Source organism: Streptomyces sp. TLI_105, assembly GCF_900105415.1.
GTDB lineage: Bacteria > Actinomycetota > Actinomycetes > Streptomycetales > Streptomycetaceae > Streptomyces.
Genome location: NZ_FNSM01000001.1, coordinates 4,438,334 through 4,459,248 on the forward strand (window position 1 = coordinate 4,438,334; position 20,915 = coordinate 4,459,248).

General features: G+C 73.0%; 21 protein-coding genes and 1 tRNA gene. 14 read left to right on the forward strand and 8 right to left on the reverse strand.

Translation table 11 applies throughout. The annotated features are described in order from the left end of the window. The first annotated feature begins 56 nt into the window (after nt 1-56). Nucleotides 57-767 (forward strand): GntR family transcriptional regulator, encoded by a 711-nt coding sequence (locus BLW86_RS20340; protein WP_093875353.1) that lies wholly within the window; start codon nt 57-59, stop codon nt 765-767. Between the two features lie 132 nt (nt 768-899). Beyond that, nucleotides 900-1,550, forward strand: a complete 651-nt coding sequence (locus tag BLW86_RS20345) for a hypothetical protein (protein WP_093875354.1) — start codon at nt 900-902, stop codon at nt 1,548-1,550. A 93-nt stretch (nt 1,551-1,643) separates the two neighbouring features. Here BLW86_RS20345 and BLW86_RS20350 read toward each other — a convergent pair whose 3' ends face one another. Continuing rightward, the gene (locus BLW86_RS20350; protein ID WP_256341693.1) at nt 1,644-2,348 is read right to left on the reverse strand and encodes an SLATT domain-containing protein; all 705 of its coding nucleotides are present in this window, start codon (nt 2,346-2,348) and stop codon (nt 1,644-1,646) included. 260 nt (nt 2,349-2,608) lie between these two features. Here BLW86_RS20350 and BLW86_RS20355 point away from each other — a divergent pair, with 260 nt between their 5' ends. The 7 genes from BLW86_RS20355 (at nt 2,609) to BLW86_RS20385 (ending at nt 9,091) form a co-directional block, all read left to right on the forward strand. Beyond that, nucleotides 2,609-2,944 carry a YbaB/EbfC family nucleoid-associated protein gene (locus BLW86_RS20355; RefSeq protein WP_093878766.1) on the forward strand — a complete coding sequence of 112 codons (336 nt, stop codon included), beginning with the start codon at nt 2,609-2,611 and terminating at the stop codon, nt 2,942-2,944. Between the two features lie 65 nt (nt 2,945-3,009). Beyond that, entirely contained in the window at nt 3,010-3,609 is a 600-nt protein-coding gene (recR, locus tag BLW86_RS20360; RefSeq protein WP_030747474.1) for a recombination mediator RecR, read from the forward strand. Between the two features lie 44 nt (nt 3,610-3,653). Next, nucleotides 3,654-4,322 carry a DUF5063 domain-containing protein gene (locus BLW86_RS20365; RefSeq protein ID WP_093875356.1) on the forward strand — a complete coding sequence of 223 codons (669 nt, stop codon included), beginning with the start codon at nt 3,654-3,656 and terminating at the stop codon, nt 4,320-4,322. A 176-nt stretch (nt 4,323-4,498) separates the two neighbouring features. Next, on the forward strand, nt 4,499-5,779 hold the full coding sequence (locus tag BLW86_RS20370; protein ID WP_093875357.1) for an aspartate kinase: 1,281 nt from the start codon (nt 4,499-4,501) through the stop codon (nt 5,777-5,779). After that, nucleotides 5,776-6,843, forward strand: coding sequence for an aspartate-semialdehyde dehydrogenase (locus BLW86_RS20375; protein ID WP_093875358.1), 1,068 nt, complete (start codon nt 5,776-5,778; stop codon nt 6,841-6,843). The genes BLW86_RS20370 and BLW86_RS20375 overlap by 4 nt, the downstream gene beginning before the upstream one ends. Nucleotides 6,844-7,094: 251 nt before the next feature. After that, nucleotides 7,095-7,823, forward strand: a complete 729-nt coding sequence (locus BLW86_RS20380) for a SigE family RNA polymerase sigma factor (protein WP_093875359.1) — start codon at nt 7,095-7,097, stop codon at nt 7,821-7,823. Next, on the forward strand, nt 7,820-9,091 hold the full coding sequence (locus tag BLW86_RS20385) for a hypothetical protein (protein ID WP_256341370.1): 1,272 nt from the start codon (nt 7,820-7,822) through the stop codon (nt 9,089-9,091). The genes BLW86_RS20380 and BLW86_RS20385 overlap by 4 nt, the downstream gene beginning before the upstream one ends. 286 nt (nt 9,092-9,377) lie before the next feature. Here BLW86_RS20385 and BLW86_RS20390 read toward each other — a convergent pair whose 3' ends face one another. Next, entirely contained in the window at nt 9,378-10,118 is a 741-nt protein-coding gene (locus BLW86_RS20390; protein WP_093875360.1) for an SURF1 family protein, read from the reverse strand. Between the two features lie 61 nt (nt 10,119-10,179). Then, nucleotides 10,180-12,027 carry a S9 family peptidase gene (locus tag BLW86_RS20395; protein ID WP_371129546.1) on the reverse strand — a complete coding sequence of 616 codons (1,848 nt, stop codon included), beginning with the start codon at nt 12,025-12,027 and terminating at the stop codon, nt 10,180-10,182. A 62-nt stretch (nt 12,028-12,089) separates the two neighbouring features. Here BLW86_RS20395 and BLW86_RS20400 point away from each other — a divergent pair, with 62 nt between their 5' ends. After that, entirely contained in the window at nt 12,090-12,920 is an 831-nt protein-coding gene (locus BLW86_RS20400) for a class I SAM-dependent methyltransferase (RefSeq protein ID WP_093875362.1), read from the forward strand. A gap of 75 nt (nt 12,921-12,995) precedes the next feature. Here the strand turns inward: BLW86_RS20400 and BLW86_RS20405 are convergent, their stop codons facing one another. Next, nucleotides 12,996-14,030, reverse strand: coding sequence for an Lrp/AsnC family transcriptional regulator (locus tag BLW86_RS20405; protein ID WP_093875363.1), 1,035 nt, complete (start codon nt 14,028-14,030; stop codon nt 12,996-12,998). A 142-nt stretch (nt 14,031-14,172) separates the two neighbouring features. On the opposite strand from BLW86_RS20405, the gene BLW86_RS20410 reads away from it, so the two are divergent. Both BLW86_RS20410 and BLW86_RS20415 read left to right on the forward strand, forming a co-directional pair. Further along, entirely contained in the window at nt 14,173-15,585 is a 1,413-nt protein-coding gene (locus BLW86_RS20410) for a tetratricopeptide repeat protein (protein WP_256341371.1), read from the forward strand. A 187-nt stretch (nt 15,586-15,772) separates the two neighbouring features. Beyond that, the gene (locus BLW86_RS20415) at nt 15,773-16,054 is read left to right on the forward strand and encodes a hypothetical protein (RefSeq protein ID WP_093875364.1); all 282 of its coding nucleotides are present in this window, start codon (nt 15,773-15,775) and stop codon (nt 16,052-16,054) included. Between the two features lie 151 nt (nt 16,055-16,205). Here the strand turns inward: BLW86_RS20415 and BLW86_RS20420 are convergent, their stop codons facing one another. Continuing rightward, nucleotides 16,206-17,363 (reverse strand): serine/threonine-protein kinase, encoded by a 1,158-nt coding sequence (locus BLW86_RS20420; RefSeq protein ID WP_093875365.1) that lies wholly within the window; start codon nt 17,361-17,363, stop codon nt 16,206-16,208. A gap of 209 nt (nt 17,364-17,572) precedes the next feature. Between BLW86_RS20420 and BLW86_RS20425 the strand changes: the two genes are divergently transcribed. Continuing rightward, a complete protein-coding gene (locus BLW86_RS20425; protein ID WP_177181707.1) occupies nt 17,573-18,451 on the forward strand; it encodes a glycosyltransferase family 2 protein in 879 nt (292 codons plus the stop codon). Between the two features lie 21 nt (nt 18,452-18,472). Here the strand turns inward: BLW86_RS20425 and BLW86_RS20430 are convergent, their stop codons facing one another. The 3 genes from BLW86_RS20430 to BLW86_RS20440 form a co-directional block, all read right to left on the reverse strand. Further along, nucleotides 18,473-18,958 carry a carboxymuconolactone decarboxylase family protein gene (locus BLW86_RS20430; RefSeq protein WP_093875367.1) on the reverse strand — a complete coding sequence of 162 codons (486 nt, stop codon included), beginning with the start codon at nt 18,956-18,958 and terminating at the stop codon, nt 18,473-18,475. Nucleotides 18,959-19,125: 167 nt separating this feature from the next. Further along, nucleotides 19,126-19,199, reverse strand: a tRNA-Pro gene (locus BLW86_RS20435). A 206-nt stretch (nt 19,200-19,405) separates the two neighbouring features. After that, nucleotides 19,406-20,344, reverse strand: coding sequence for a metallophosphoesterase (locus BLW86_RS20440; protein WP_093875368.1), 939 nt, complete (start codon nt 20,342-20,344; stop codon nt 19,406-19,408). 74 nt (nt 20,345-20,418) lie between these two features. Between BLW86_RS20440 and BLW86_RS20445 the strand changes: the two genes are divergently transcribed. After that, nucleotides 20,419-20,883, forward strand: a complete 465-nt coding sequence (locus BLW86_RS20445) for a GatB/YqeY domain-containing protein (RefSeq protein WP_093875369.1) — start codon at nt 20,419-20,421, stop codon at nt 20,881-20,883. The last annotated feature ends 32 nt before the right edge of the window (nt 20,884-20,915 follow it).

Consider the following 20,915-nt stretch of genomic DNA (forward strand, 5'->3'; position numbering starts at 1 on the left):
GAGGTCCCCTCCGTCTGGACTAGGGTGTCCGGAACCGTACGGAGGGGACCGACCACATGCCCGCGAGCGGAGCTGTCACGCGCAGCACCTTGCGACAGCAGATCGCGGACGCGCTCCGTGACGAAGTGCTCGCGGGCCGTCTCCAGCCCGGCGAGGAATTCACCGTCAAGCAGATCGCCGAGCAGTACGGGGTCTCCGCGACGCCCGTCCGCGAAGCCCTCGTCGACCTCTGCGCCCAGGGCCTCCTCGACTCCGACCAGCACCGCGGCTTCCGCGTCCACCAGTACTCGATCGACGACTACCGGGGCATGGTCGAGGCCCGGATGCTCGTCGTCGACGGCATCTTCCGCCGCCACGCCCCCTCGACGACCCCGCCGCCCCCCGCTCCGGAGCCCGACCTCGGCATCGGCGTCGCGCTCGTCTCCGTACGCCGCCGGGGGGAGGCCGCCGCCCGCGCCGCCCGGGCCGGGGACCTCGACATCCTCATCGGCTACGACATCCGCTACTGGCGCGAGCTGGGCCGCCTCGTCTCCGCCAACGACTACATCGCCGACTTCCTGCACCGGCTCCGCGTCCAGGCCTGGGTCTTCTCCGTGCCCTACCTGCGCTCCGAGCGGGACGTCCTCGGCTGGCTGTGGAGCGGGCACGTGGACCTGGTCGACGCGATCACCCGCGGCGACGCGGACGCGGCCGTCGAAGTCGTCCGGGCCTACAACGCCCACTCGCTGGAATGGGCCGACCGCCTGGAGGCGCGGGCCCTCCGCTGACGTGGCGGCGGGCACCGAGGGGGACCTTCGGGTTGAGGCCGGGCATCCGGGGGCAGGTCATCGGCGGGTGGGCGTCGTCGGCGCGGCCGACTACCCTGGCCGTCCCTGCAACTGACGGAGAGCGAGCCTCCCTTGGCCTGTGACCTGTGGCTGGTCCCCCTCGTCGACGTGCTGTGCCACAGCCCCGACAATCCCTTCGCCGAAGAGATAGCCGCCTACGACGCCGTCCTGAGCGCCTCGGGCCTGCCGACCGTGCCCGTCTACGCGTACATGCCGGGGCTCTCCGGCGACGTCGCCCCGGTCGCCGGCTTCGACTACACGGCCCTGCACTTCCTGCGCCGGGCCTACCTGCTCCGGATGTGCGGGCTGCCGGTCGAGCCCGTCGACGAGCTCGGCGGGGACTACGAACAGCTCCTGGAGATGTTCGAGACGACCGCCCAGCAGTCCCACCTGGTCTGGCACTACGACCACGCGGGCGCGTACGTGCCGGTGGACTTCCCCGTGCCGCTCGCCAACGACGAGCTCCTCGAAGGCGGCGGCCCGCTCGGCTCCTCGTACGGGCTGCTGCGGGAGCTGGAGTTCGTGGCGCCCTCGATCGGCATCGACCCGGCGAACCCGCCCGCCGCCCCGCAGCCGCCGGAGCGGCCCACCACCTTGGAGGAGCCGGCCGTGGCCGTGCCGTACGACGGCCACCCCTTCGCCCGGGAGCGGCACGTCTGGCTGGGGCTGCACGCGGCGGCGACCCGGAGCCTCGCCCAGGGCTCGATGATCATCCTGAGCTGAGGTCCCGGAGCATCCTGAGCCGAGGTCTTCCGGAGCGACCTGAGCCGAGGTCTCCCGGAGCGGCTTGCGCCGAGGCCCCCGGAGCAGCCCGCGTCAGCGGGTCTCCGGGGGCCGCTGGCGCGGCATGTTCGGCCGGGTGCCCGGCGGCAGCGGGAAACGGCCCGAGGGGTGGGAGACCTCGGACCTGGCCGGGACCACCCCGACCGACTGGAGCGCCAGCGGCGCCGGGCCCGAGCGGAACTCGACCATCCAGTCCGCGGTCTCCGCCCGCACCAGCTCCGTGACGTCCTCCGAGAAGCGGCGCAGCACGCCGAGACAGCGCTCGGCCGCCTCGCTCGCCGTGCCCTCCGTGGGGCCCAGGACCTCCCGGACGCTCTCCGAGGCCCAGTCGAACTGGAGCGCCTGCAGCCGGCGCTGCACGGCCTGCGCCGTCGCCACGTCCCTTATCCAGCCGGACGTCAGCCCGAAGTACCGGTCGCAGGCCAGGCAGGCGGCGCCGAGCAGCAGCGACAGATAGCCCCAGCCCGAGGTGCCCTCGGCGACCCCGGTCAGGTCGAGCAGCGGGAGCGCGGCGCCCGCGATCACCCCCGCGGCCGTGCCGATCCGCAGGATCCGGGCGGCCCGGCGCTTCCAGACGCGGTCGGAGAGGTACCACTCGGCGGTGCGCAGGGCGTTGTTCTCGACCCAGCGGTACAGCTCGTCGAGCCGTTCGGCCGGCTCCCCCCAGTCGCCCAGGGGGAAGGGCGTACCGGTCAGATCGCGGTGGACGTCTCCCCCGGGGGGTCCCGGTGGCTGCATCTCCGGCTGCTGGCTCACCGGGGGACTCCTCTGTTCAGCTCAGCGCGCGTGTCCTTCTGTGACGTGCGGTGCACGTGGTGCCTGCCCTTCCTACCGCCGAATGGTGGGCGATGGGCCCGGAATCCCGGGATTTCCGCCCGCAAGAGGGTGTTGATCAGGTAGAGGAGCCCGCAGTTTCTCACTCGAAAGAGTTGCGTCGGCGCCCCGGTCCGTGACCACGTAGGCTCGGCATACCGACATATCGAACCTGAGGAGTGACCGTGATCCCCGGTGGTGGCCAGCCCAACATGCAGCAGCTTCTCCAGCAGGCCCAGAAGATGCAGCAGGACCTCGCCCGGGCCCAGCAGGAGCTCGCGGCGACCCTGGTCGACGGGCAGGCGGGCGGCGGCCTGGTCAAGGCGACCGTCACCGGTGCCGGCGAGCTGCGCGCCCTGGAGATCGACCCCAAGGCGGTCGACCCCGAGGACACCGAGACGCTGGCCGACCTGATCGTCGCCGCCGTGCAGGCCGCCAACGACAACGCGCAGCAGCTCCAGCAGACCAAGCTCGGCCCGCTCGCCCAGGGCATGGGCGGCATGCCGGGTCTCGGCTTCTGAGCCCCTTCTAAGGCTCGCTTCCAGCCACTACCGTAAGAATCAAGCACTCCGAGAGAGGCGTTCCGTTGTACGAAGGCGTGGTTCAGGACCTCATCGACGAACTGGGCAGGCTGCCCGGCGTCGGTCCCAAGAGCGCGCAGCGGATCGCCTTCCACGTCCTCCAGGCGGAGCCCACGGACGTCCGGCGTCTCGCGCACGCCCTCCTGGAGGTCAAGGAGAAGGTCAGGTTCTGCGCGGTCTGCGGGAACGTGGCGCAGCAGGAGCAGTGCAACATCTGCCGCGACCCGCGCCGCGACCTGACCGTCATCTGCGTGGTCGAGGAGCCCAAGGACGTCGTGGCGATCGAGCGGACGCGTGAGTTCCGCGGCCGGTACCACGTCCTCGGCGGCGCGATCAGCCCCATCGAGGGGGTCGGCCCGGACGACCTGCGCATCCGCGAGCTGCTCGCGCGGCTCGCGGACGGCACCGTCACCGAGCTGATCCTCGCCACCGACCCGAACCTGGAGGGCGAGGCCACCGCGACGTACCTGGCGCGGATGATCAAGCCCATGGGGCTCAAGGTGACCCGGCTCGCCAGCGGCCTCCCGGTCGGCGGCGACCTGGAGTACGCCGACGAGGTGACCCTCGGCCGTGCCTTCGAGGGACGGCGGCTGCTAGATGTATGACGACAGGTCCGGCGCGCGCCGCGTGTTCTCAGGGAGGCTGCTCGATGTCTGATCCCACACTGCACTCCGTCACGCAGGATCCGGACGACTTCGCGGTTCAGATCGCCGACTCGATCGAGAGCTTCATCGTCGCGACGACCGAGGTCGCCAAGGGCGACGAGCCGGACAGCGCCGTGCCCTTCATCCTCCTGGAGCTCTCCCAGCTGCTCCTGGCGGGCGGCCGGCTCGGCGCGCACGAGGACATCGTCCCGGACGAGCGGTACGAGCCGGACACGGGCCCCGAGCCGGACGTCGACGACCTGCGCGAGCGGTTCGCGGTGATGCTGGAGCCGGTCGACGTCTTCTCCGAGGTCTTCGACCCGTACGAGCCGCGCAAGGCCCCGGTGCCGGCCCGGATCTCCGACAACCTCGCCGACATCGTCACCGACCTGCGCCACGGGCTCGCCCACTACCGCGCGGGCCGCACCAGCGAGGCGCTGTGGTGGTGGCAGTTCTCGTACTTCTCCAACTGGGGCCCCACCGCCTCGGCCACTCTCCGCGCCCTCCAGTCCCTCGTCGCCCACGTCCGCCTCGACCAGCCCCTCGCGGAGCTCGACGGACTCGACACGGACGAGGACCTCGCCGAGGACGACCTCGCGGAGGAGGCGGGCCGCGTGATGCTGGAGGAGATCGCGACCCCGCTGGGCCTGCGGATCAGGTCGCTCAGGAAGTAGCGCGCCGCCGGGCGGCCGACGGCCCACCGCCGGCCGATCGGTCGCCGACGGACGTGGGTGATCACTCCGCGAGCAGCGCGTCTCATCATTCGATATCACGCTGGCGTTTTCGGGTCCCTCGATAGACTGAGGCGATCGCAGCGCCGGCTGCGGCACAGACTGAGCGAGGAGCGCACGTGGGCCTTGTCGTGCAGAAGTACGGAGGCTCCTCCGTTGCCGATGCCGAAGGCATCAAGCGCGTCGCCAAGCGGATCGTGGACGCCAAGAAGAACGGCCACCAGGTGGTCGTCGTGGTTTCCGCGATGGGCGACACGACGGACGAGCTGATCGATCTCGCCGAGCAGGTATCCCCGATCCCTGCCGGACGCGAGTTCGACATGCTGCTGACCGCCGGAGAGCGGATCTCCATGGCCCTGCTGGCCATGGCGATCAAAAACCTGGGCCACGAGGCCCAGTCGTTCACGGGCAGCCAGGCAGGCGTCATCACCGACTCGGTCCACAACAAAGCGCGCATCATCGATGTCACGCCGGGCCGGATCCGTACCGCCCTCGACGAGGGCAACATCGCCATCGTCGCCGGCTTCCAGGGCGTGTCCCAGGACAAGAAGGACATCACCACGCTCGGCCGTGGCGGTTCCGACACCACCGCCGTGGCGCTCGCCGCGGCGCTCGACGCCGAGGTCTGCGAGATCTACACCGACGTCGACGGTGTGTTCACGGCCGACCCGCGCGTCGTGAAGAAGGCGAAGAAGATCGACTGGATCTCCTTCGAGGACATGCTGGAGCTCGCCGCCTCCGGCTCCAAGGTGCTGCTGCACCGCTGCGTCGAGTACGCACGCCGTTACAACATCCCGATCCACGTCCGCTCGTCCTTCTCGGGGCTGCAGGGCACCTGGGTCAGCAACGAGCGACACTCCAACGAAAAGGGTCCCAAGGTGGAGCAGGCCATCATCTCGGGCGTCGCCCACGACACCTCCGAGGCGAAGATCACCGTCGTCGGCGTGCCGGACAAGCCGGGCGAGGCCGCGGCCATCTTCCGGGCCGTCGCGGACGCCGAGATCAACATCGACATGATCGTGCAGAACGTGTCGGCCGCCTCCACCGGCCTCACGGACATCTCCTTCACCCTCCCCAAGGCCGAGGGCCGCAAGGCCATCGACGCCCTGGAGAAGGCGAAGGCCGCGATCGGCTTCGACTCGCTGCGCTACGACGACCAGATCGGCAAGATCTCCCTGGTCGGCGCCGGCATGAAGACCAACCCGGGCGTCACCGCGGACTTCTTCCGGGCGCTCTCCGACGCGGGCGTGAACATCGAGCTGATCTCGACCTCCGAGATCCGCATCTCGGTCGTCACCCGCGCCGACGACGTCAACGAGGCCGTGCGCGCCGTCCACACCGCCTTCGGCCTGGACAGCGACTCGGACGAGGCCGTCGTCTACGGAGGCACCGGACGATGAACCCGAAGCCGACGCTCGCGGTCGTGGGAGCGACCGGGGCGGTCGGCTCGGTGATGCTCCAGATGCTCACGCACCACGCGGACGTCTGGGGCGAGATCCGCCTCCTCGCCTCCCCCCGCTCGGAGGGCCGCAAGGCCTCCGTCCGGGGGGAGGAGTGCGAGATCCTCGCCTTGAGCGAGGAAGCCTTCGAGGGCGTCGACCTGGCGCTCTTCCTCGTGCCCGAGACCGTCGCCGCCCACTGGGCGCCGCTCGCCGTCTCCAAGGGCGCCGTCGTCGTGGACACCTCCGCCGCCTTCCGCGCCGACCCCGACGTGCCGCTCGTCGTCCCCGAGCTCAACGCGCCCGCCGCACGGCTGCGCCCCCGGGGCATCGTCGCCGGCCCCGGCTCCACCACCCTCGCGCTGATCGTCGCCGTGGGCTCCCTGCACGCCGAGTTCGGCCTCGCCGAACTGGTCGTCACCGCCCAGCAGGCCGCCAGCGGCGCCGGTGCCGGACAGGCGGGCGTCGACGCGCTCCGCGCCCAGCTCGGCCTGGTGGCCGGCGACGCCGACCTCGGCACGCACCCCGGAGACGTACGGCGCGCCGTCGGCGAGAACACCGGCCCCTTTTTCGGACCCCTCGCGCTCAACGTCCTGCCCTGGTCGGGCACCCCCGGCGCCGACGGGGCCTCCTCCGAGGAGGAGCACGTCCGCGACGAGACCCGCCGCGTCCTCGGCCTCCCCGGCCTCCGGATCGCCGCCACCTGCGTCCGCGTCCCCGTCGTGACCGGGCACTCCGTCTCCGTGCACGCGCGCTTCGAGCACCCCGTCCCGGTCGACCGCGCCCACGAGGTCCTGGCCACCTCACCGGGGGTCGTGCTCTGCGACGACCCGGCCGCCGGAGACTTCCCCACCCCCGCCGACGTCGTCGGCACCGACCCCGCCTGGGTCGGCCGGGTCAGGCGCTCCCTCGACGACGAGCGCGCGCTCGACTTCTTCGTCTGCGCCGACAACCTCCGCAAGGGCGCGGCCCTGAACGCGCTTCAGATCGCGGAATCGCTTGTCACGGATTTGCGTGATCTGTGAACGACCTGTGAGCAAAAAGGCGTCAGATACCCCTTGAACTGCGGCGATGCCGTGGTCGACGATGCACTTCCCCCGTACTGCAACCAGAGTTGGGCGGGGCGCGTCTCTGCGTGCACCCACGACCGTGTGCGCGGGACACGCTGGAAGCGGGGCATCGGGGGAGAACGGTTACGCATGAGGACGAACAAGTCGCCGTCGAAAAAGGTGGCGTACGCGTACAACCCTGCCGGGGGGAAGCGTGTCCAACAAGCGTGGCAGAGGTACTCGACATCGCAACCATCGCCCCGCTGCGCGGCGCGGGCACGGCGGTGCTCCCCATGCGGAGCAGCGCCGTCGTCCCCGTACGCGGCTCAGCGGTCCGCCCGCTCAGGCGCCCGCGCGCGCTCGGCGGCATGCCGGTGATCGCCCCCGTGCCCACCGGATCCCGCACCGGCGACGTGGACGGCATCCCGTCGCCCCGCCGGAGCACCGAGACCGCCCCGGCCGCCGGCACCACCGTCGACCACCTCACCGAGACCTACCGCGCCCACTACCGGTCGCTGCTCGGTCTCGCCGCGCTGCTCCTCGACGACACGGCCTCCTGTGAGGACGTCGTCCAGGAGGCCTTCATCCGCGTCCACTCGGCCCGCAAGCGGGTGCGCGAGCCCGAGAAGACGCTCGCCTACCTGCGCCAGACCGTGGTGAACCTCTCCCGGTCCGCGCTCCGCCGCCGCATCCTCGGCCTGAAGCTGCTGTCCAAGCCGATGCCGGACATGGCCAGCGCGGAGGAGGGGGCGTACGAGCAGCTGGAGCGCGAGGACCTGATCAAGGCGATGCGCGGACTCCAGCGGCGCCAGCGCGAGGTGCTCGCCCTGCGGTACTTCTCCGACATGACGGAGGTCCAGGTCGCCGAGACGCTCGGGATATCCCTGGGCTCGGTGAAGGCGTACGGTTCGCGGGGCATCGCGGCGCTGCGCGTCGCGATGGGAGCGACGACATGAGCGAGGCACCCCGCGGGGACGGCGTGGCCCACGAGGACCGTGACGGCGACGACGTCCCCGAGAGGCGTGCCGCCGAGACGGCGCGCGAGGACGACACCGCGTCCGCCGCCCCGGCCTCCGCCTCGGAGAATCCCGACGCCCTGGATGAACGTGACGAGCTGAGTGGACAGCGCATGGTGAAGATCGAGCCCGGACCCGGCGAGGGCGACGACGAGCTCGCGCTGCGGCGGCTCTTCCAGGACGCCGTGGGCGGCATGGAGCCCTCCCTCGGCTCGCTGGAACACCTGCGCCGTGCCGTGCCCGCGCGGCGCGCCCGCAAGCGGCAGGCCATCGTCGGCGCCGCGGCCGCCGCCGTCCTCATCGGCACGGCCGTCCCCGCCTTCGTGCACGTCGCCTCCTCGGGCGGCCTCTCCGCCGCCAACCCGGTGAACGCCGGTCACGGCGAGCAGGCCCAGGGCGGCACCGGCACCGAGACCGGCGTCGAGGGCGGCCAGAGCTCCAAGGCCCCCGCGAGCAACGTCTCGCCGAGCCCCGGCGGGGCCGACGGCGCCTCCGGCAAGCCGCAGCGCCCGGGCTCCGGCGCCTCCGGCGTCGGCCCGCACCAGACGCTGGGCGCCGACCCCGGCTCCACCCCGCGGTGCACCGCCGAGCAGCTCGGCGTCGTCAGGGAGGGAGCCGAGGGGGCCGACAGCGAGGGCAAGGTCCACGGCACCTTCCGCATCGCCAACGTCTCCGACCGGACCTGCCTGGTGGACGGCGCGGGCATCGTCGGCTTCGAGGCCAGGGGGGCGGCGGACCCGGCCCGCATCTCGGTGGTCCGGCACACCTCGGGCGACGGCAGCGGACTGCCCGACCCCTCACAGGAGTCGCTCGCGCTCGCCCTGCAGCCGAGCGGCAGCTACGAGGTGAAGTTCGTCTGGGTGCCGAGCGACACCTGCCCGACGACTGGCACCACCCCGACCCCCACGCCGACCCCCCCGACCGAACCGCCCGCCACCCCGACCCCGACGGCCACGTCGACGCCGACCCCGACGGACGACCCGACGAGCGGGGCGGGCGGCACCGACTCCGGCGGCGCCGGGGCCGGAGCCGGAGCCGAGGAGGGTGCCGGCGCGGCACTCCAGCTGCTCGGCGAGGACGGCGCTCCGGCGGACGGCAGCATCGTGGTCAGCCACACCGCGGAACCGGGCGGCCCCACGGCCTCGGCCGTCATCCCCAACGCCTGCGCCGGCACCATCTACCGCACCGGAACCCTGGCGAGCTCCTGAACCCGGGGGCCGGTCGGCCGGGCGGCTGGTCGGCCGGTCGGCCGCCCGGGTCCTGAGCCTGCGCCCGGGGGTCGGGGGTCGGGTGGTCGCCGGTTTCCGCGCCTGTGCCCGGTCAGCCGGGTGGTCACCGGTTTCCGAGCCTGCGTCCGGCGGCGCGGCGGCCACCGGCTCCTGAGCTCGTGGCCGACGGCCTGGCGGCCCGGGGGTCGGGAAGTTTCGGGCCCCGAGCCCCGGCCCCGGCCCTGGTGTCGACCCCGGCCCCGGCCCTTCGTGGCCGAGCCGTGGCCTACAGGCCCAGTGCCTCGTCGCGGGAGGCCTCCGCCTCGCGGCGTACGAGGCGGAACCACATGAAGACGACGAAGCCCGCGAAGACGAACCACTCCGCCGTGTAGCCGAGGTTCTGGAAGGCCTTCGCGTCCAGGCTCGTGCCCGCCGCGGCCACCGCCGGGACCGGCGTGAGCCCGGCGGGGGAGTCCGCGAGGGTGATCCAGGCGTCGTAGACGTCGTCCGAGACCACGTTCACCAGGGACGCCGCACTGATCATGCCGAGCTGCCCCTCGGGCAGCCCGCCCGCCGCCTGGACGCCCTTCGTGCCCGGGTTCTCCGAGGCCTGGAGCGCGCCCACCACCGTCACCTCGCCCGACGGCGGGGCGGGGGCCTTCGCGCCCGTGGGGAGCCAGCCCCGGACCACCGGCAGCGACCGGCCGCCGTCGGTCTTGAGCAGCGTCAGGACGTACGAGCCGGTGCGCCCGTCCAGCTCGCGGTCCGGCACGAGGAACTGCCCCCCGAACCGGCCACGTGCCTGCGCCGAGCGACCCGAGGTCTCCTTGTCCACCGGCAGCAGGGAGTCCAGCGGCTCGGCCTTCTCCGCGCTCGCGGCGGGCCGCCGCTCGGCTTCCCGATGGGAGTCGACGCGGTCCTCGAACTTGCCGAGCTGCCAGGTCCCCATGAAGACGCAGAACGGGATCGCGAGGAGGACGAAGACGTTGATCCCCCACCAGCGGGGCGTTCTCAGGAACCGGTACACGCCCCCACGGTACGCAAGCGGACACCACCTCCCGACGACCGGGTCCCCGGGCGCCGGCCGGTCAGGCCGAGGCCGCGGCGCCTCCCCGGACCGGCGGAGTGGTCCCCAGGTGTCTCGCCGCGAAGTCCAGGTCCAGGGCGACCTGCTTGATCCGCTCCTCCACCACCAGGGAGCCGTGGCCCGCGTCGTACCGGTACACCTCGTGGACCGCGCCCCGGGCCGCCAGCCGGTCGACGTAGTTGTCGATCTGCCGGATCGGGCAGCGCGGGTCGTTGACACCGGCCGACACGTGCACCGGCGCCTTCACCGCGTCCACGTACGTCAGCGGCGACGAGGCGGCGTACCGCTCGGGCACCTCCTCCGGGGAACCGCCCAGGAGCGTCCGGTCCAGCGCCTTCAGGGCCTCCATCTCGTCCTCGTACGCCGTGACGTAGTCCGCGACGGGCACGGCCGCGAGACCGACCGCCCAGTCGTCCGGCTGGGTGCCCAGACCGAGCAGCGTGAGGTAGCCGCCCCAGGAACCGCCGGCCAGGACGAGCCGCGCCGGGTCCGCGAGGCCGCTCTCCACGGCCCAGGAGCGGACCGCGGCGATGTCCTCCAGCTCGATCAGACCGACCCGGTGCTTGAGCGCGTCGGTCCACTCCCGGCCGTACCCCGTGGAGCCCCGGTAGTTGACCCGCACCACCGCGTACCCGTGGTCCACCCAGGCCGCCGGGCCCGACGCGAAGGCGTCGCTGTCGTGCCAGGCGGGGCCGCCGTGCACCTCGAAGACAGTCGGGAAGGGGCCCTCGCCCCCCGCCGGGCGCTGCACGAGCGCGTGGACCCTGCCGCCGGGGCCGTCCACCCACACGTCCTCCACGGGCACCGACGGCGGCGCCTTCGGACCGGGCGGGTCGAGGACGACGCCGCCGGCCGTGGAGCGCACCACCGGCGGCTCGGCGGCCGAGGACCACAGGTACTCCACGGAGCCGTCGGGCCGGGCCGTCGCGCTCGACACCGAACCGGCCGGGGTCTCCACCCGGACCAGGGCGCCGGTCGCGATCTCGTACCGCCACAGCTCGCTGCGGGCCTCGAAGCCGTGCACGATCAGCAGGCCCGAGCCGTCCGGATACCACTCCGCCGACACGTCGCCCGGCAGATCGAGCCGCAGGTCGGTCTCGGTGCCCGTCGCCACGTCCCAGAGCATCGGCTCCCAGCGGCCGCGCCGCTGATGGCCGACGAGCAGCCGGGTGTCCCCGGCCAGCGGGGCGAAACCGAGGACGGTGAGCCCCAGCTCCTCCGTGCCGCCCTTGGTGTCGTCGAGCTCGGCCACCACGCCCGCGTCCGAGGCGCGCAGCACGCGCAGCGCCGAGTGCATCGCGTCGCCGTGCTCGGTGTGCTCGATCGCGATCAACGAGCCGTCGTAGGAGAGGTCGCCGACGCCGGCCGACTCCCGGTGCCGGTAGATCTCGACCGGAGCGCCGGCCCCGGGCCGTACGAGATGGACCGTCGACCCCTCCTCGTCCGTGGACCGGCCCACCACGATCGTGCCCTCCCGGCCGATGGCGAGCCCGGCGGGGTAGGACGGGTCGAGGCCGGGCACGGCCGGCTCGTCCTCGCCGCCCGCGAACGGCTGGCGCATCCACACCCCGAACTCGTCCCCGTCGGTGTCCGCGAACCACCAGACCGAGGCGCCGTCCGGCGACAGCGCCCCGTCCGTCGTCCCGTTCGGCCGGTCCGTGACCTGCCGCTGCTCACCGCTCGCCCGGTCCCAGGCGTACAGCTCGTACGTCCCCGTCGCGTTGGACACGAAGAGTGAGCGGTCCGGGGCCTCCTCGGCCCATTCGGGCAGGGAGACGCGGGGTGCCCGGAAGCGCTGCTCCCAGACGGGGGTGTCGAAGTCCTTGCTCTCGGTAGTCATGGCACCCATCATGCTCCGAGCCGCGGACAATCGGGTCGCGTCGCCCGCAGCCTGTGGATAACCTCGCCGACATGTACTCTCCGACGCCCGACGACTGGCACGAGGCCAACCGCGCGAAGTGGGACGAGCGCGTCCCGATCCACGCCGCCAGCGAGTTCTACGACCTCGACGCCTTCCGCGCGGGCAAGGACGCCCTGCGGGACTTCGAGCTCGCGGAGGTCGGAGACGTCACCGGGCGCTCCCTGCTCCACCTCCAGTGCCACATCGGCCTGGACACCCTCTCCTGGGCCCGGCACGGCGCCTCGCACGTCGTCGGCCTGGACTTCTCCGAGCCGGCCGTCGAGACCGCCCGCTCGCTCGCCGCCGACCTGGGCCTCTCGCAGGAGCGGGCCGCCTTCGTCGCCGCCGACGTGTACGACGCCGCCGAGGCCGTCCCGGACCGGTCGTACGACATCGTCTACACCGGCACCGGGGCGCTGAACTGGCTGCCCGACCTCGACCGCTGGGCGGAGACCGCCGCCGCCCTCGTCGCCCCGGGCGGCTTCCTCTACGTGGCCGAGTTCCATCCGCTGACCGACTCGCTCGACGACGAGACCGGCAGCCGGGTCGAGCACGACTACTTCGTCCGCGATCCGTGGGTGGACACCACCCCGGGGACGTACGCCGACCTCGACGCCGTCACCGTCCACAACCGCAGCGTGGAGTGGGTGCACCCGGTCGGCGAGGTCGTCACCGCCCTCGCGAAGGCCGGTCTGCGCATCGAGTTCCTGCACGAGCACGACGCCTCGCTCTTCCCCCGCTACGGCGCCCTCCAGCGGCACGAGGACGGCTACTACCGCTTCCCCGCGGACCGCCCCCGCATCCCCCTGATGTACTCGGTCAAGGCGTCCCGCCCGGCCTGATCAGGACGGCCGGGGAGGGCGGCGTCACGAACACGGCGGTCCACGCGCCCATCGGAAAACGCGCCGGGCGCCCCATCAGGAGCCGGTCGCCGGCCGCACGTGGTGGGTGCGCCGGCCGTCCGGCCCGAGGACCTGCGCGCCGATCTTGTGGGTGTGCAGGGACACCGCGGTGCCCGTGATCCGCAGCGCCGGCGCGGCCCGCACCAGCGCCGCCGTCACGTCGTGGAGCTCCTCGACCGTACGGAGCCACATGGCGAGGGCCAGGTTGTGCGGACCGGTGACCGAGGTGATCACGCGGGTCTGGCGGAGCCGGGTCAGCGAGGCCACCGACTCGGCCACCTCCAGGGGCGGTACGTCCGCCGTGACCAGCGCCCACACCGGCCGGCCGGAGAAGCGCGGGGCCGGCAGGCAGTGGTGGTGGACGGCACCGGCCGCGCCGAGGGCGTCCAGCCTGCGGCGTACGGTCGACTCGCTGGTGCCGCACTGCCGGGCCAGTTCGGCGGCGCTGCGCCGGGCGTCCCCCGCCAGCTCCGCGACGATCCGCTGGTCGAGCTCCGTGACGAGCGGGTACGCGCGCGTGGAGGACCGGGCCCGCCGGTCACCTCCGGTGAGTTCGGTGAGGTGCTGCGTCTGCGCCGGGGTGAGCTGCTCGATCCGCGAGCGGTACGGGCGGTTGTGCAGCTGGGTGACGACCTGGGTGCGGGCCCTGAGCACCCCGGGGAGCCGTCGCACCCGGCCGGCGAGGTAACCGTCGAGGGCATGGAGGTCCGGGCAGTTGACGAGCAGCACCAGATCGGCCTCGCCGGTCACCTGGTGGACGCCGAGGGTGCACGGATCGCCCGCGACCTCGATCGCGGTGGCCTCGGCGGCTCCGGCGACGCACTCCAGCTCCACCCACGCGTACAGGGTGGCCTCCGTGCCGCGCCGGGCCGCGAGCAGCGAACTCCAGGCGTAGCCTCCTGCGGTGAGGGTCTCCCAGCGCCGGGCGAGCGTGTCCGGGCTCACCGCGAGCACGCCGGAGAGCTGCGTCCAGCTGGCCCGCGGTGCGAGCTGCAGTGCGTGGATCAGTGCCAGATCCACCTCTCCCAGGACGGATTCCCTGGTATGCATGTGCCTCCTTGGTCGATCCCGGGGAAACCCTGGGTGCGGGCACGGGAAGGCCCCAGGATGTGGACCAGGGCAAATGCATTCAAGCCGCGGCGTCGGCCGTTTTCCATCGAATCCGTCCTGAATCACAGGAGAGGGCGGAGAAGTGACACGGGGGCTGGAGTACATGTGGGCTGGAGAACCACCGGAGACCGAACGCCTGTGGGGCGAACACATCGGCCTTGACCAGATCGCCGCGGCCGAGCGCGGCTACGAGAGCTGCGGCCCGGCCGAACAGCTCCTGTGGGAGCGGCTGTCCGTCTTCGAGGGGGCCTTCGGCCGGGAGGCCGTCCGCGAGGTCTGCGCCTCCGGGACGCTGCCCGCCGACGCGATCCAGACGGTCCTGGACCGGCTCGCGCCCCTCGCCCTCCTCCCCGTCGACGACCTCTTCGACGGCGAGGACGGCCTGCCCCGCTACTGGATGCCGCACCCGATGCGGGCCGTCGGCGCCCGCAGGCTCACCGCGCGCGGCGACCGCTGGGCCGTCCTCCTGCACCACCGCAGATGGTGCGTGAAGGTGGCCCGGCGGGCCTCCGACTGGTGGCAGCGGGGCCGGCAGCTGGACGCCCGGGACCTCGCGCTGCGCGAACTCCCGGACCTGGCGGCCGCCATGGACCCCACGACCGCGCCGCTGTCGCCGAGCGCCGAGGCCGAGACGTCCGTCGAGATCGCGGTCTCCCTCTGGTTCCTGTGGGTGGCCTGCGGGCGGACCGCCGAGGGCCGCGCCCGGCTGCGGCACGCCCTCAGCCTGCACGCCGGACCGCCGTCCGCCCGCGCCCTGTGGCTGGCGGCCTTCCTGGAGCTGGAGTCGGGCCGCCCCGAGGACGCCGACCCGCTCCTCGCGCAGGCCTGGGCGGCGGCCGTACGGGACGGCGACGAGCGCTGCCTGTCGCTCCTGGCCCATCTGCGCGGAGCGACCGCCCTCTACCAGGGGCGTACGCGCGCGGCGGCGGCCGAGTTCCGGGAGGCCCTCGCGCTGATGGAGGAGCACCCGGAGTTCGGGCCGAGCCGGCGGGCGTGCTGGGTCGGGCTCGCGCTCTCCCTGTGCCGCTCCGACCCGGAGGGCGCGCAGGAGGCGCTGGACCAGGGGGACCTGGACCGGGAGAGCCGGCGCGCCTGGGTGGGCCGTGACGTATTCGCCGAGGCCTGGGCGTACCACGTGCGGGCCGAACTCGGCGCCTGGGACGGGGACCGGGCACGCGCCGCGGAGTACGCCCGGCGGGCCCTGCGCGAGCACCTGCGGCTCGGCTCCGCGGTGGGCGCGGCCTGCGCGGCGGAACTCCTCGCCCAGATGCGGGCGATGGACGGCCGGCGCGACGCGGCGGCCCATCTCCTGGGCGCTGTCGACCTGTTGCGGACCTCGGTCTTCGACTCCTCGTACCGGCCGGCGGAGTACTGCGCGGTCACGCGCGCGCGTGGGGAGGAGGCGCTCGGGGCGCCGGTCGGCGACCCGGACCTGCGGGAGGCCTACGAAGAGGGCGCGAGGCGCGGCCTGTTCACGCTGTCGGGCGAGCTCTAGGGGCGCCCAGGAGGCCCCGATCGGCGCCCCGGGAACCGGCCGCTCTTCGAAGCGCCGCGCCCGCCCGACCACCTGTGCGCTCAGCGTGATCGATCGGATGCGTACCGCAAACATCCGACCGCCTACCCTGGAGGTACGAGCCCCGCTCCGGCGGCGCGCATCCAACCCGGCGGCACGGAGGTGGCCCATGAGGGCACGCCACCACTTCCACATCGACCACCTCGGGCACTCGGTCTCCGTGACCGTCCAGACCGGGCACGCCCCGGTCGTCGAGGTCCTCGTCGACGGCAAGGAGACCGGCCACGCCACGGGTCAGGACGACCGCCCGGTCACCGTCACGATCGAGCTGCCGACCGACCCGCCGACGCCGGTGACCGTGCGCGCGACCCCGGGGCCCGGCGTACCGCGCTGCCTGCTGCTCGGGACGGCGGACGAGGAGCCGCACGTGATGGCACCGAGGCCGTACTGAACCGGTCGGGGGCCTCACCAGGGAAAGCCGGGGCCCCGTACCGAGCCGTTCAGGAAGCCGCCAGGACAGCGGGGCCGTCCCCGTACCGAGCCGTTCCAGGACGCCGCCAGGACAGTGGGGCCGCCCCGTACCGAACCGGTCCAGGACGCCGTCAGGACAGCCAGGCCATCCCGATGATCAGGAAGACCACGAAGGCGATGGCGCCGGCCACCGCGGCCGTCTTGCGCGGGCGGCGCCGGGAGAGCTCCGCGAGCCCGCCGCCGCTGCTCGCCGGGGCCTGGCGGCGCCGGGCGGCGGGCGCGGGCCGGGTCACCGGCGGCCGGTTCATCGGCGGCGGGGTCGGCGCGGGCGTGTGCACCGGCGCGGGCATGGGCATGGGGGCGGCCCCGGCCGGCTGGTGGGAGCCGTGGGGCGCACGGGTCAGGACGGGCCCGGGCCCGGCGGGCTGATGGGGCGCGTGCGGCCGGCCCGCGGCGGGGGCGGCCCCGGGGTATCCGGACCCGCGCCAGGCGCCGGAGGAGAACCAGTCCGCGATCGCCTGCGCCGAGGGCCGCTGCTCCGGCTGCTTGGCGAGCAGGCTGAGCAGGTACGTCTCGAAGTCGGGCGGCAGCGCGGCCCCGAGGCGGCTGGGCGGCACCGGGGCGGTGTCGATGTGCTGGTACAGCAGAGCGGTCGCGGTGTCCGCGCGGAACGGGGGTCTTCCGGTGATCAGTTGGTACAGCACGCAGCCCAGCGAGTACACGTCGGAGGCGGACGACGCGGGCTGCCCGAGGGCCCGCTCGGGCGCGAGGTACAGCCCCGTGCCCACGATCTGACCGGTCGTCGTGAGGGCGGCCGAGGGGTCGTCCACGAACCGCGCGATGCCGAAGTCGGCCAGCTTGACCGTGCCCTCGGCGTCGACGAGCAGGTTCCCCGGCTTGATGTCCCGGTGCACCACGCCCTGCCGGTGCGCGGCCGCGAGCCCGGCGGCGGCGTGCGCGGCGACGACCGCGACGCGCTCGGCGGGCAGGACCAGCGGATCGGACGGGCTCCCGGCGAGGCTGTCGCCCTCCACCAACTCCATGACCAGGAACAGCTTTCCGTCCCAGGTGCCGAAGTCGAAGACGCCCACCACGTGCGGGTGGCTCAGCCGCGCGGCGGTCTGCGCCTCGAGGCGGAAGCGGTCGCCGGCGGAGGGGTCGGTCGCCTGCGCCAGCATCAGCTTCACGGCCACGGGCCGGCCCAGGACCTCGTCGGTGGCCTGCCACACCTCGCCCATGCCGCCCCGGCCGATACACACATGAAGCCGATATCGGTCCGCGACCAGCACCTGGAGACCACCCTTTCGACGATCGATCAACCTGACGGAAGGGAACCAGCGTAGAGCCGCCCGACCCCGGCTCTCGCCGCGCTCCCCCCTCCGCGCCTCCGTGCGGTGCACGACACCCGTGGTCCGGGTGAACGGAAGGTGTCACCGGACGGTTAGCATCGCGGCCCGGAGCAGGTTCTGGTGCACAGGTTCATGGGACGGAGTGGGTCGTGGCGCGACCTCGTGTGGGTGTGGCGGTACTGACGATGGGCACGCGCCCCGCCGAGCTGCGGGCGCTGCTCGACGCCGTGGCGGGCCAGGACGAGCCCGCGTCCCGGATCGTCGTCGTCGGCAACGGCACGGGGTCGCTCCCGGCCCTGCCCGAGGGCGTCACCGGGGTCGAACTCCCCGAGAACCGGGGCGTCTCCGGCGGGCGGAACGTCGCGATCGAGACGCTGCGTTCCTTCGGCGACGTCGACATCGTGGTGGACCTCGACGACGACGGCCTGCTCGTCGACAAGGACGTCTTCCGCCGCCTCGCCGACCTGTACGAGGCGGACCCGCACCTCGGCATCGTCTCGTTCCGCATCGCCGACGAGACCGGCGAGACCCAGCGCCGGCACGTCCCGCGCCTCGGGGCGAAGGACCCGCTGCGCGGCGGCGAGGTGACCACCTTCCTCGGCGGCGGCCACGGCCTGTCGATGCCGATGCTCGACCGGATCGGCGGCTGGCCGGAGGACTTCTTCTTCACCCACGAGGAGACCGACCTCGCCTGGCGGGCCCTGGACGCGGGCTGGAAGGTCCTGTACGCGCCGGAACTGCTGCTCCAGCACCCCAGGACCAGTCCGGCCCGGCACGCCGTCTACTACCGGATGACGGCCCGCAACCGCGTCTGGCTGGCCAAGCGCAACCTGCCGGCCCCGCTCGTCCCCGTCTACCTCGGCGTGTGGACCCTCCTGACCCTGGCCCGCACCCGCTCGCTGCCGGGTCTGAAGGCCTGGTTCGGCGGCTTCGCGGAGGGCGTCCGCCGCTCCGGCGGGCCCCGCACCCCGATGCGCTGGACCACGGTCCTCCACATGACCCGCCTGGGCCGCCCGCCGGTGATCTAGGTCCTGATCCGGAAGACGGTCCTAGGTCCACTGCTCGGACGGCTTGACGCCCGGCAGGGGCTTGCCGATCAGCGCCAGCGGGATGAAGAAGTTCACCTGCCCGATGGCGAGGGCGAGCGTGGCGAGCCCCTTCTCGTCGTAGAGCTCGGCGGCCTTCGCGTACAGCTCGTCCGGGACCCGCTCGGCCCCGGGCGCGGCGGGCCGCAGCACGGCCTCCACGAGCGCCAGGGCGACGGCCTCCTCCTCGCTGAAGCACGGCGCGTCCTGCCACGACGCCACGGCGGTGATCCGCTCCTCCGGGATGCCGTCCTTCCGGAGGCTCTCCGTGTGCATGACGGTCAGGTACGTGTTCCCGACGATCTGCCCGGCCCGCAGCTGCAGCAGGTCGATCGTCGTCTTCGGCACGGCCCCGTTCCCGGTGGCCTTGTACAGCGCCCCGGCCACGGCCCCGAGCTCCGGCACGAGCCGGACGGGGTTGGAGAGGCGGGAGGTGGCGGCGACCTTCATGGCGATGTCCCTTCGGGCTGTTCTTCGTGTTCCGTCGTGGTCCTTCACCGCACTGACGGAATCCGGGGGACATGTGTGACAGCCCCGCCGAAGAACTTTCGGGCAGAAAAGCACTCAGGGGCCCGACCCGCTTTCGCGGATCAGGCCCCTGAGTGGTCCTGCGGCTGTCGGGGTGGCGGGATTTGAACCCACGACCTCTTCGTCCCGAACGAAGCGCGCTGCCAAGCTGCGCTACACCCCGATGTCGCTGCTTTGTTCTTCACGTCGCGGCGACATCGATTACTTTAGCCCACGCGCGCGCTCAGACGAAATCCGGTATTCGGAGGGCCTCGGCGCAGGTCGGATGCGGTCCGGGCCGACGGTCGCCGGACGGGGGTGCGGAAGGCCGTGGCGGCGGGGCCGCCACGGCCGCGGTGGGGGCGTGATCATGCCCCGCACCGTAAGCGTTCAGGCACGCGCCGTCAGGGTGAGCAGGGTGACCTCGGGCGGGCAGGCGAAGCGGACGGGGGTGAACCGGTTGGTGCCGCAGCCCGCCGAGACGTGGAGGTACGAGGTGCGGTCGTCCACGGTGTGCGTGGAGAGGCCCTTCACCCGGTCCGTGTCCAGGTCGCAGTTGGTGACGAGCGCCCCGTAGAAGGGGATGCACAGCTGCCCGCCGTGGGTGTGCCCGGCGAGGACCAGCTCGTACCCGTCGGCCGTGAAGGCGTCGAGCGAGCGCAGGTACGGGGCGTGCACGACGCCCACCGAGAAGTCGGCCGCCGCGTCGGGGCCGCCGGCCACCTTGTCGTACCGGTCGCGCTTGATGTGCGGGTCGTCCAGGCCGGTGAAGGCGAGCTCGGCCTGCGGCAGCTTCAGCCGGCCGCGGGTGTTGGTGAGGTTGACCCAGCCGGCCGCGTCGAAGGCGTCCCGGAGGTCCTCCCACGGGTTGTGGACGGCGCCGACCACCGGCGGGTTGCCGTTGAGGCCGTGGCGGCCCTGCACCTTCTCCAGCAGATAGCGGGCGGGATTGCGCAGCCGGGGCCCGTAGTAGTCGTTGGAGCCGAAGACGTACACACCGGGGAACTCCATCAGCGGCCCGAGCGCGTCGAGGACCTCCGGCACGGCGTCCGTGTCGGAGAGGTTGTCGCCGGTGTTGACGACGAAGTCCGGGCGGAGCCCCGCGAGGGACTGCAGCCAGGCGCGCTTCTTGCGCTGGCCGCTCACCATGTGGATGTCGGAGACCTGGAGTACCCGCAGGTCGCGCATGCCGCGCGGGAGGACCGGGACCGTCACCCGGCGGAGTCGGAAGGAGCGGGCCTCGATGCCGGCCGCGTAGGCGATTCCGGCCGCCGCCGTCGCCGTGAGGCCTGCCGTGATCTTCAGGGGGATGCCGTACCGTGCGCGCATCCCCCCATCGTCGCAGACCCGCCGGTCCGAAATGCGCGGGCGGTACGGGGGGCGCACCTGCGACACTTGGCCCCATGACCACGCTCAAGGCGAAGCTCCAGGACGACCTCAACGCCGCGATCCGGGAGCGCGACGAACTGCGCTCCTCGACCCTGCGGCTGACCATCACCGCGATCACCAAGGAGGAGGTCGCGGGCACGACGAAGCGCGAACTCTCCGACGACGAGGTGCAGAAGGTGATCGCGAAGGAGGCGAAGAAGCGCCGCGAGGCCGCGGACGCCTTCGCCAAGGGCGGTCGCCCCGAGTCCGCCGAGCGCGAGAAGGCCGAGGGCCTCATCCTCGACGCGTACCTGCCGAAGCAGCTCGGCGACGAGGAGCTCGACTCCATCGTCGCGGCGGCCGTCGAGGAGGCGAAGGCGGCGGGCGCCGAGGGGCCGCGTGCCATGGGCGCCGTCATGAAGATCGTGAACCCGAAGGTGGCCGGCCAGGCCGAGGGCGGCCGTGTCGCCGCCGTGGTGAAGAAGCTGCTCGCGGGCTGATCCGCGGAGCAGCTACGAGGAGGGCGCCCCAC

Coding starts and splice junctions, on each gene's coding strand:
- BLW86_RS20400 (WP_093875362.1), top strand. CDS start 12,090: ATGTACTCTCCGACGCCCGACGACTGGCACGAGGCCAACCGCGCGAAG.
- BLW86_RS20375 (WP_093875358.1), top strand. CDS start 5,776: ATGAACCCGAAGCCGACGCTCGCGGTCGTGGGAGCGACCGGGGCGGTC.
- BLW86_RS20365 (WP_093875356.1), top strand. CDS start 3,654: ATGTCTGATCCCACACTGCACTCCGTCACGCAGGATCCGGACGACTTC.
- BLW86_RS20415 (WP_093875364.1), top strand. CDS start 15,773: ATGAGGGCACGCCACCACTTCCACATCGACCACCTCGGGCACTCGGTC.
- BLW86_RS20395 (WP_371129546.1), bottom strand. CDS start 12,027: ATGGGTGCCATGACTACCGAGAGCAAGGACTTCGACACCCCCGTCTGG.
- BLW86_RS20405 (WP_093875363.1), bottom strand. CDS start 14,030: ATGCATACCAGGGAATCCGTCCTGGGAGAGGTGGATCTGGCACTGATC.
- BLW86_RS20340 (WP_093875353.1), top strand. CDS start 57: ATGCCCGCGAGCGGAGCTGTCACGCGCAGCACCTTGCGACAGCAGATC.
- BLW86_RS20430 (WP_093875367.1), bottom strand. CDS start 18,958: ATGAAGGTCGCCGCCACCTCCCGCCTCTCCAACCCCGTCCGGCTCGTG.
- BLW86_RS20385 (WP_256341370.1), top strand. CDS start 7,820: ATGAGCGAGGCACCCCGCGGGGACGGCGTGGCCCACGAGGACCGTGAC.
- BLW86_RS20440 (WP_093875368.1), bottom strand. CDS start 20,344: ATGCGCGCACGGTACGGCATCCCCCTGAAGATCACGGCAGGCCTCACG.
- BLW86_RS20350 (WP_256341693.1), bottom strand. CDS start 2,348: ATGCAGCCACCGGGACCCCCCGGGGGAGACGTCCACCGCGATCTGACC.
- BLW86_RS20445 (WP_093875369.1), top strand. CDS start 20,419: ATGACCACGCTCAAGGCGAAGCTCCAGGACGACCTCAACGCCGCGATC.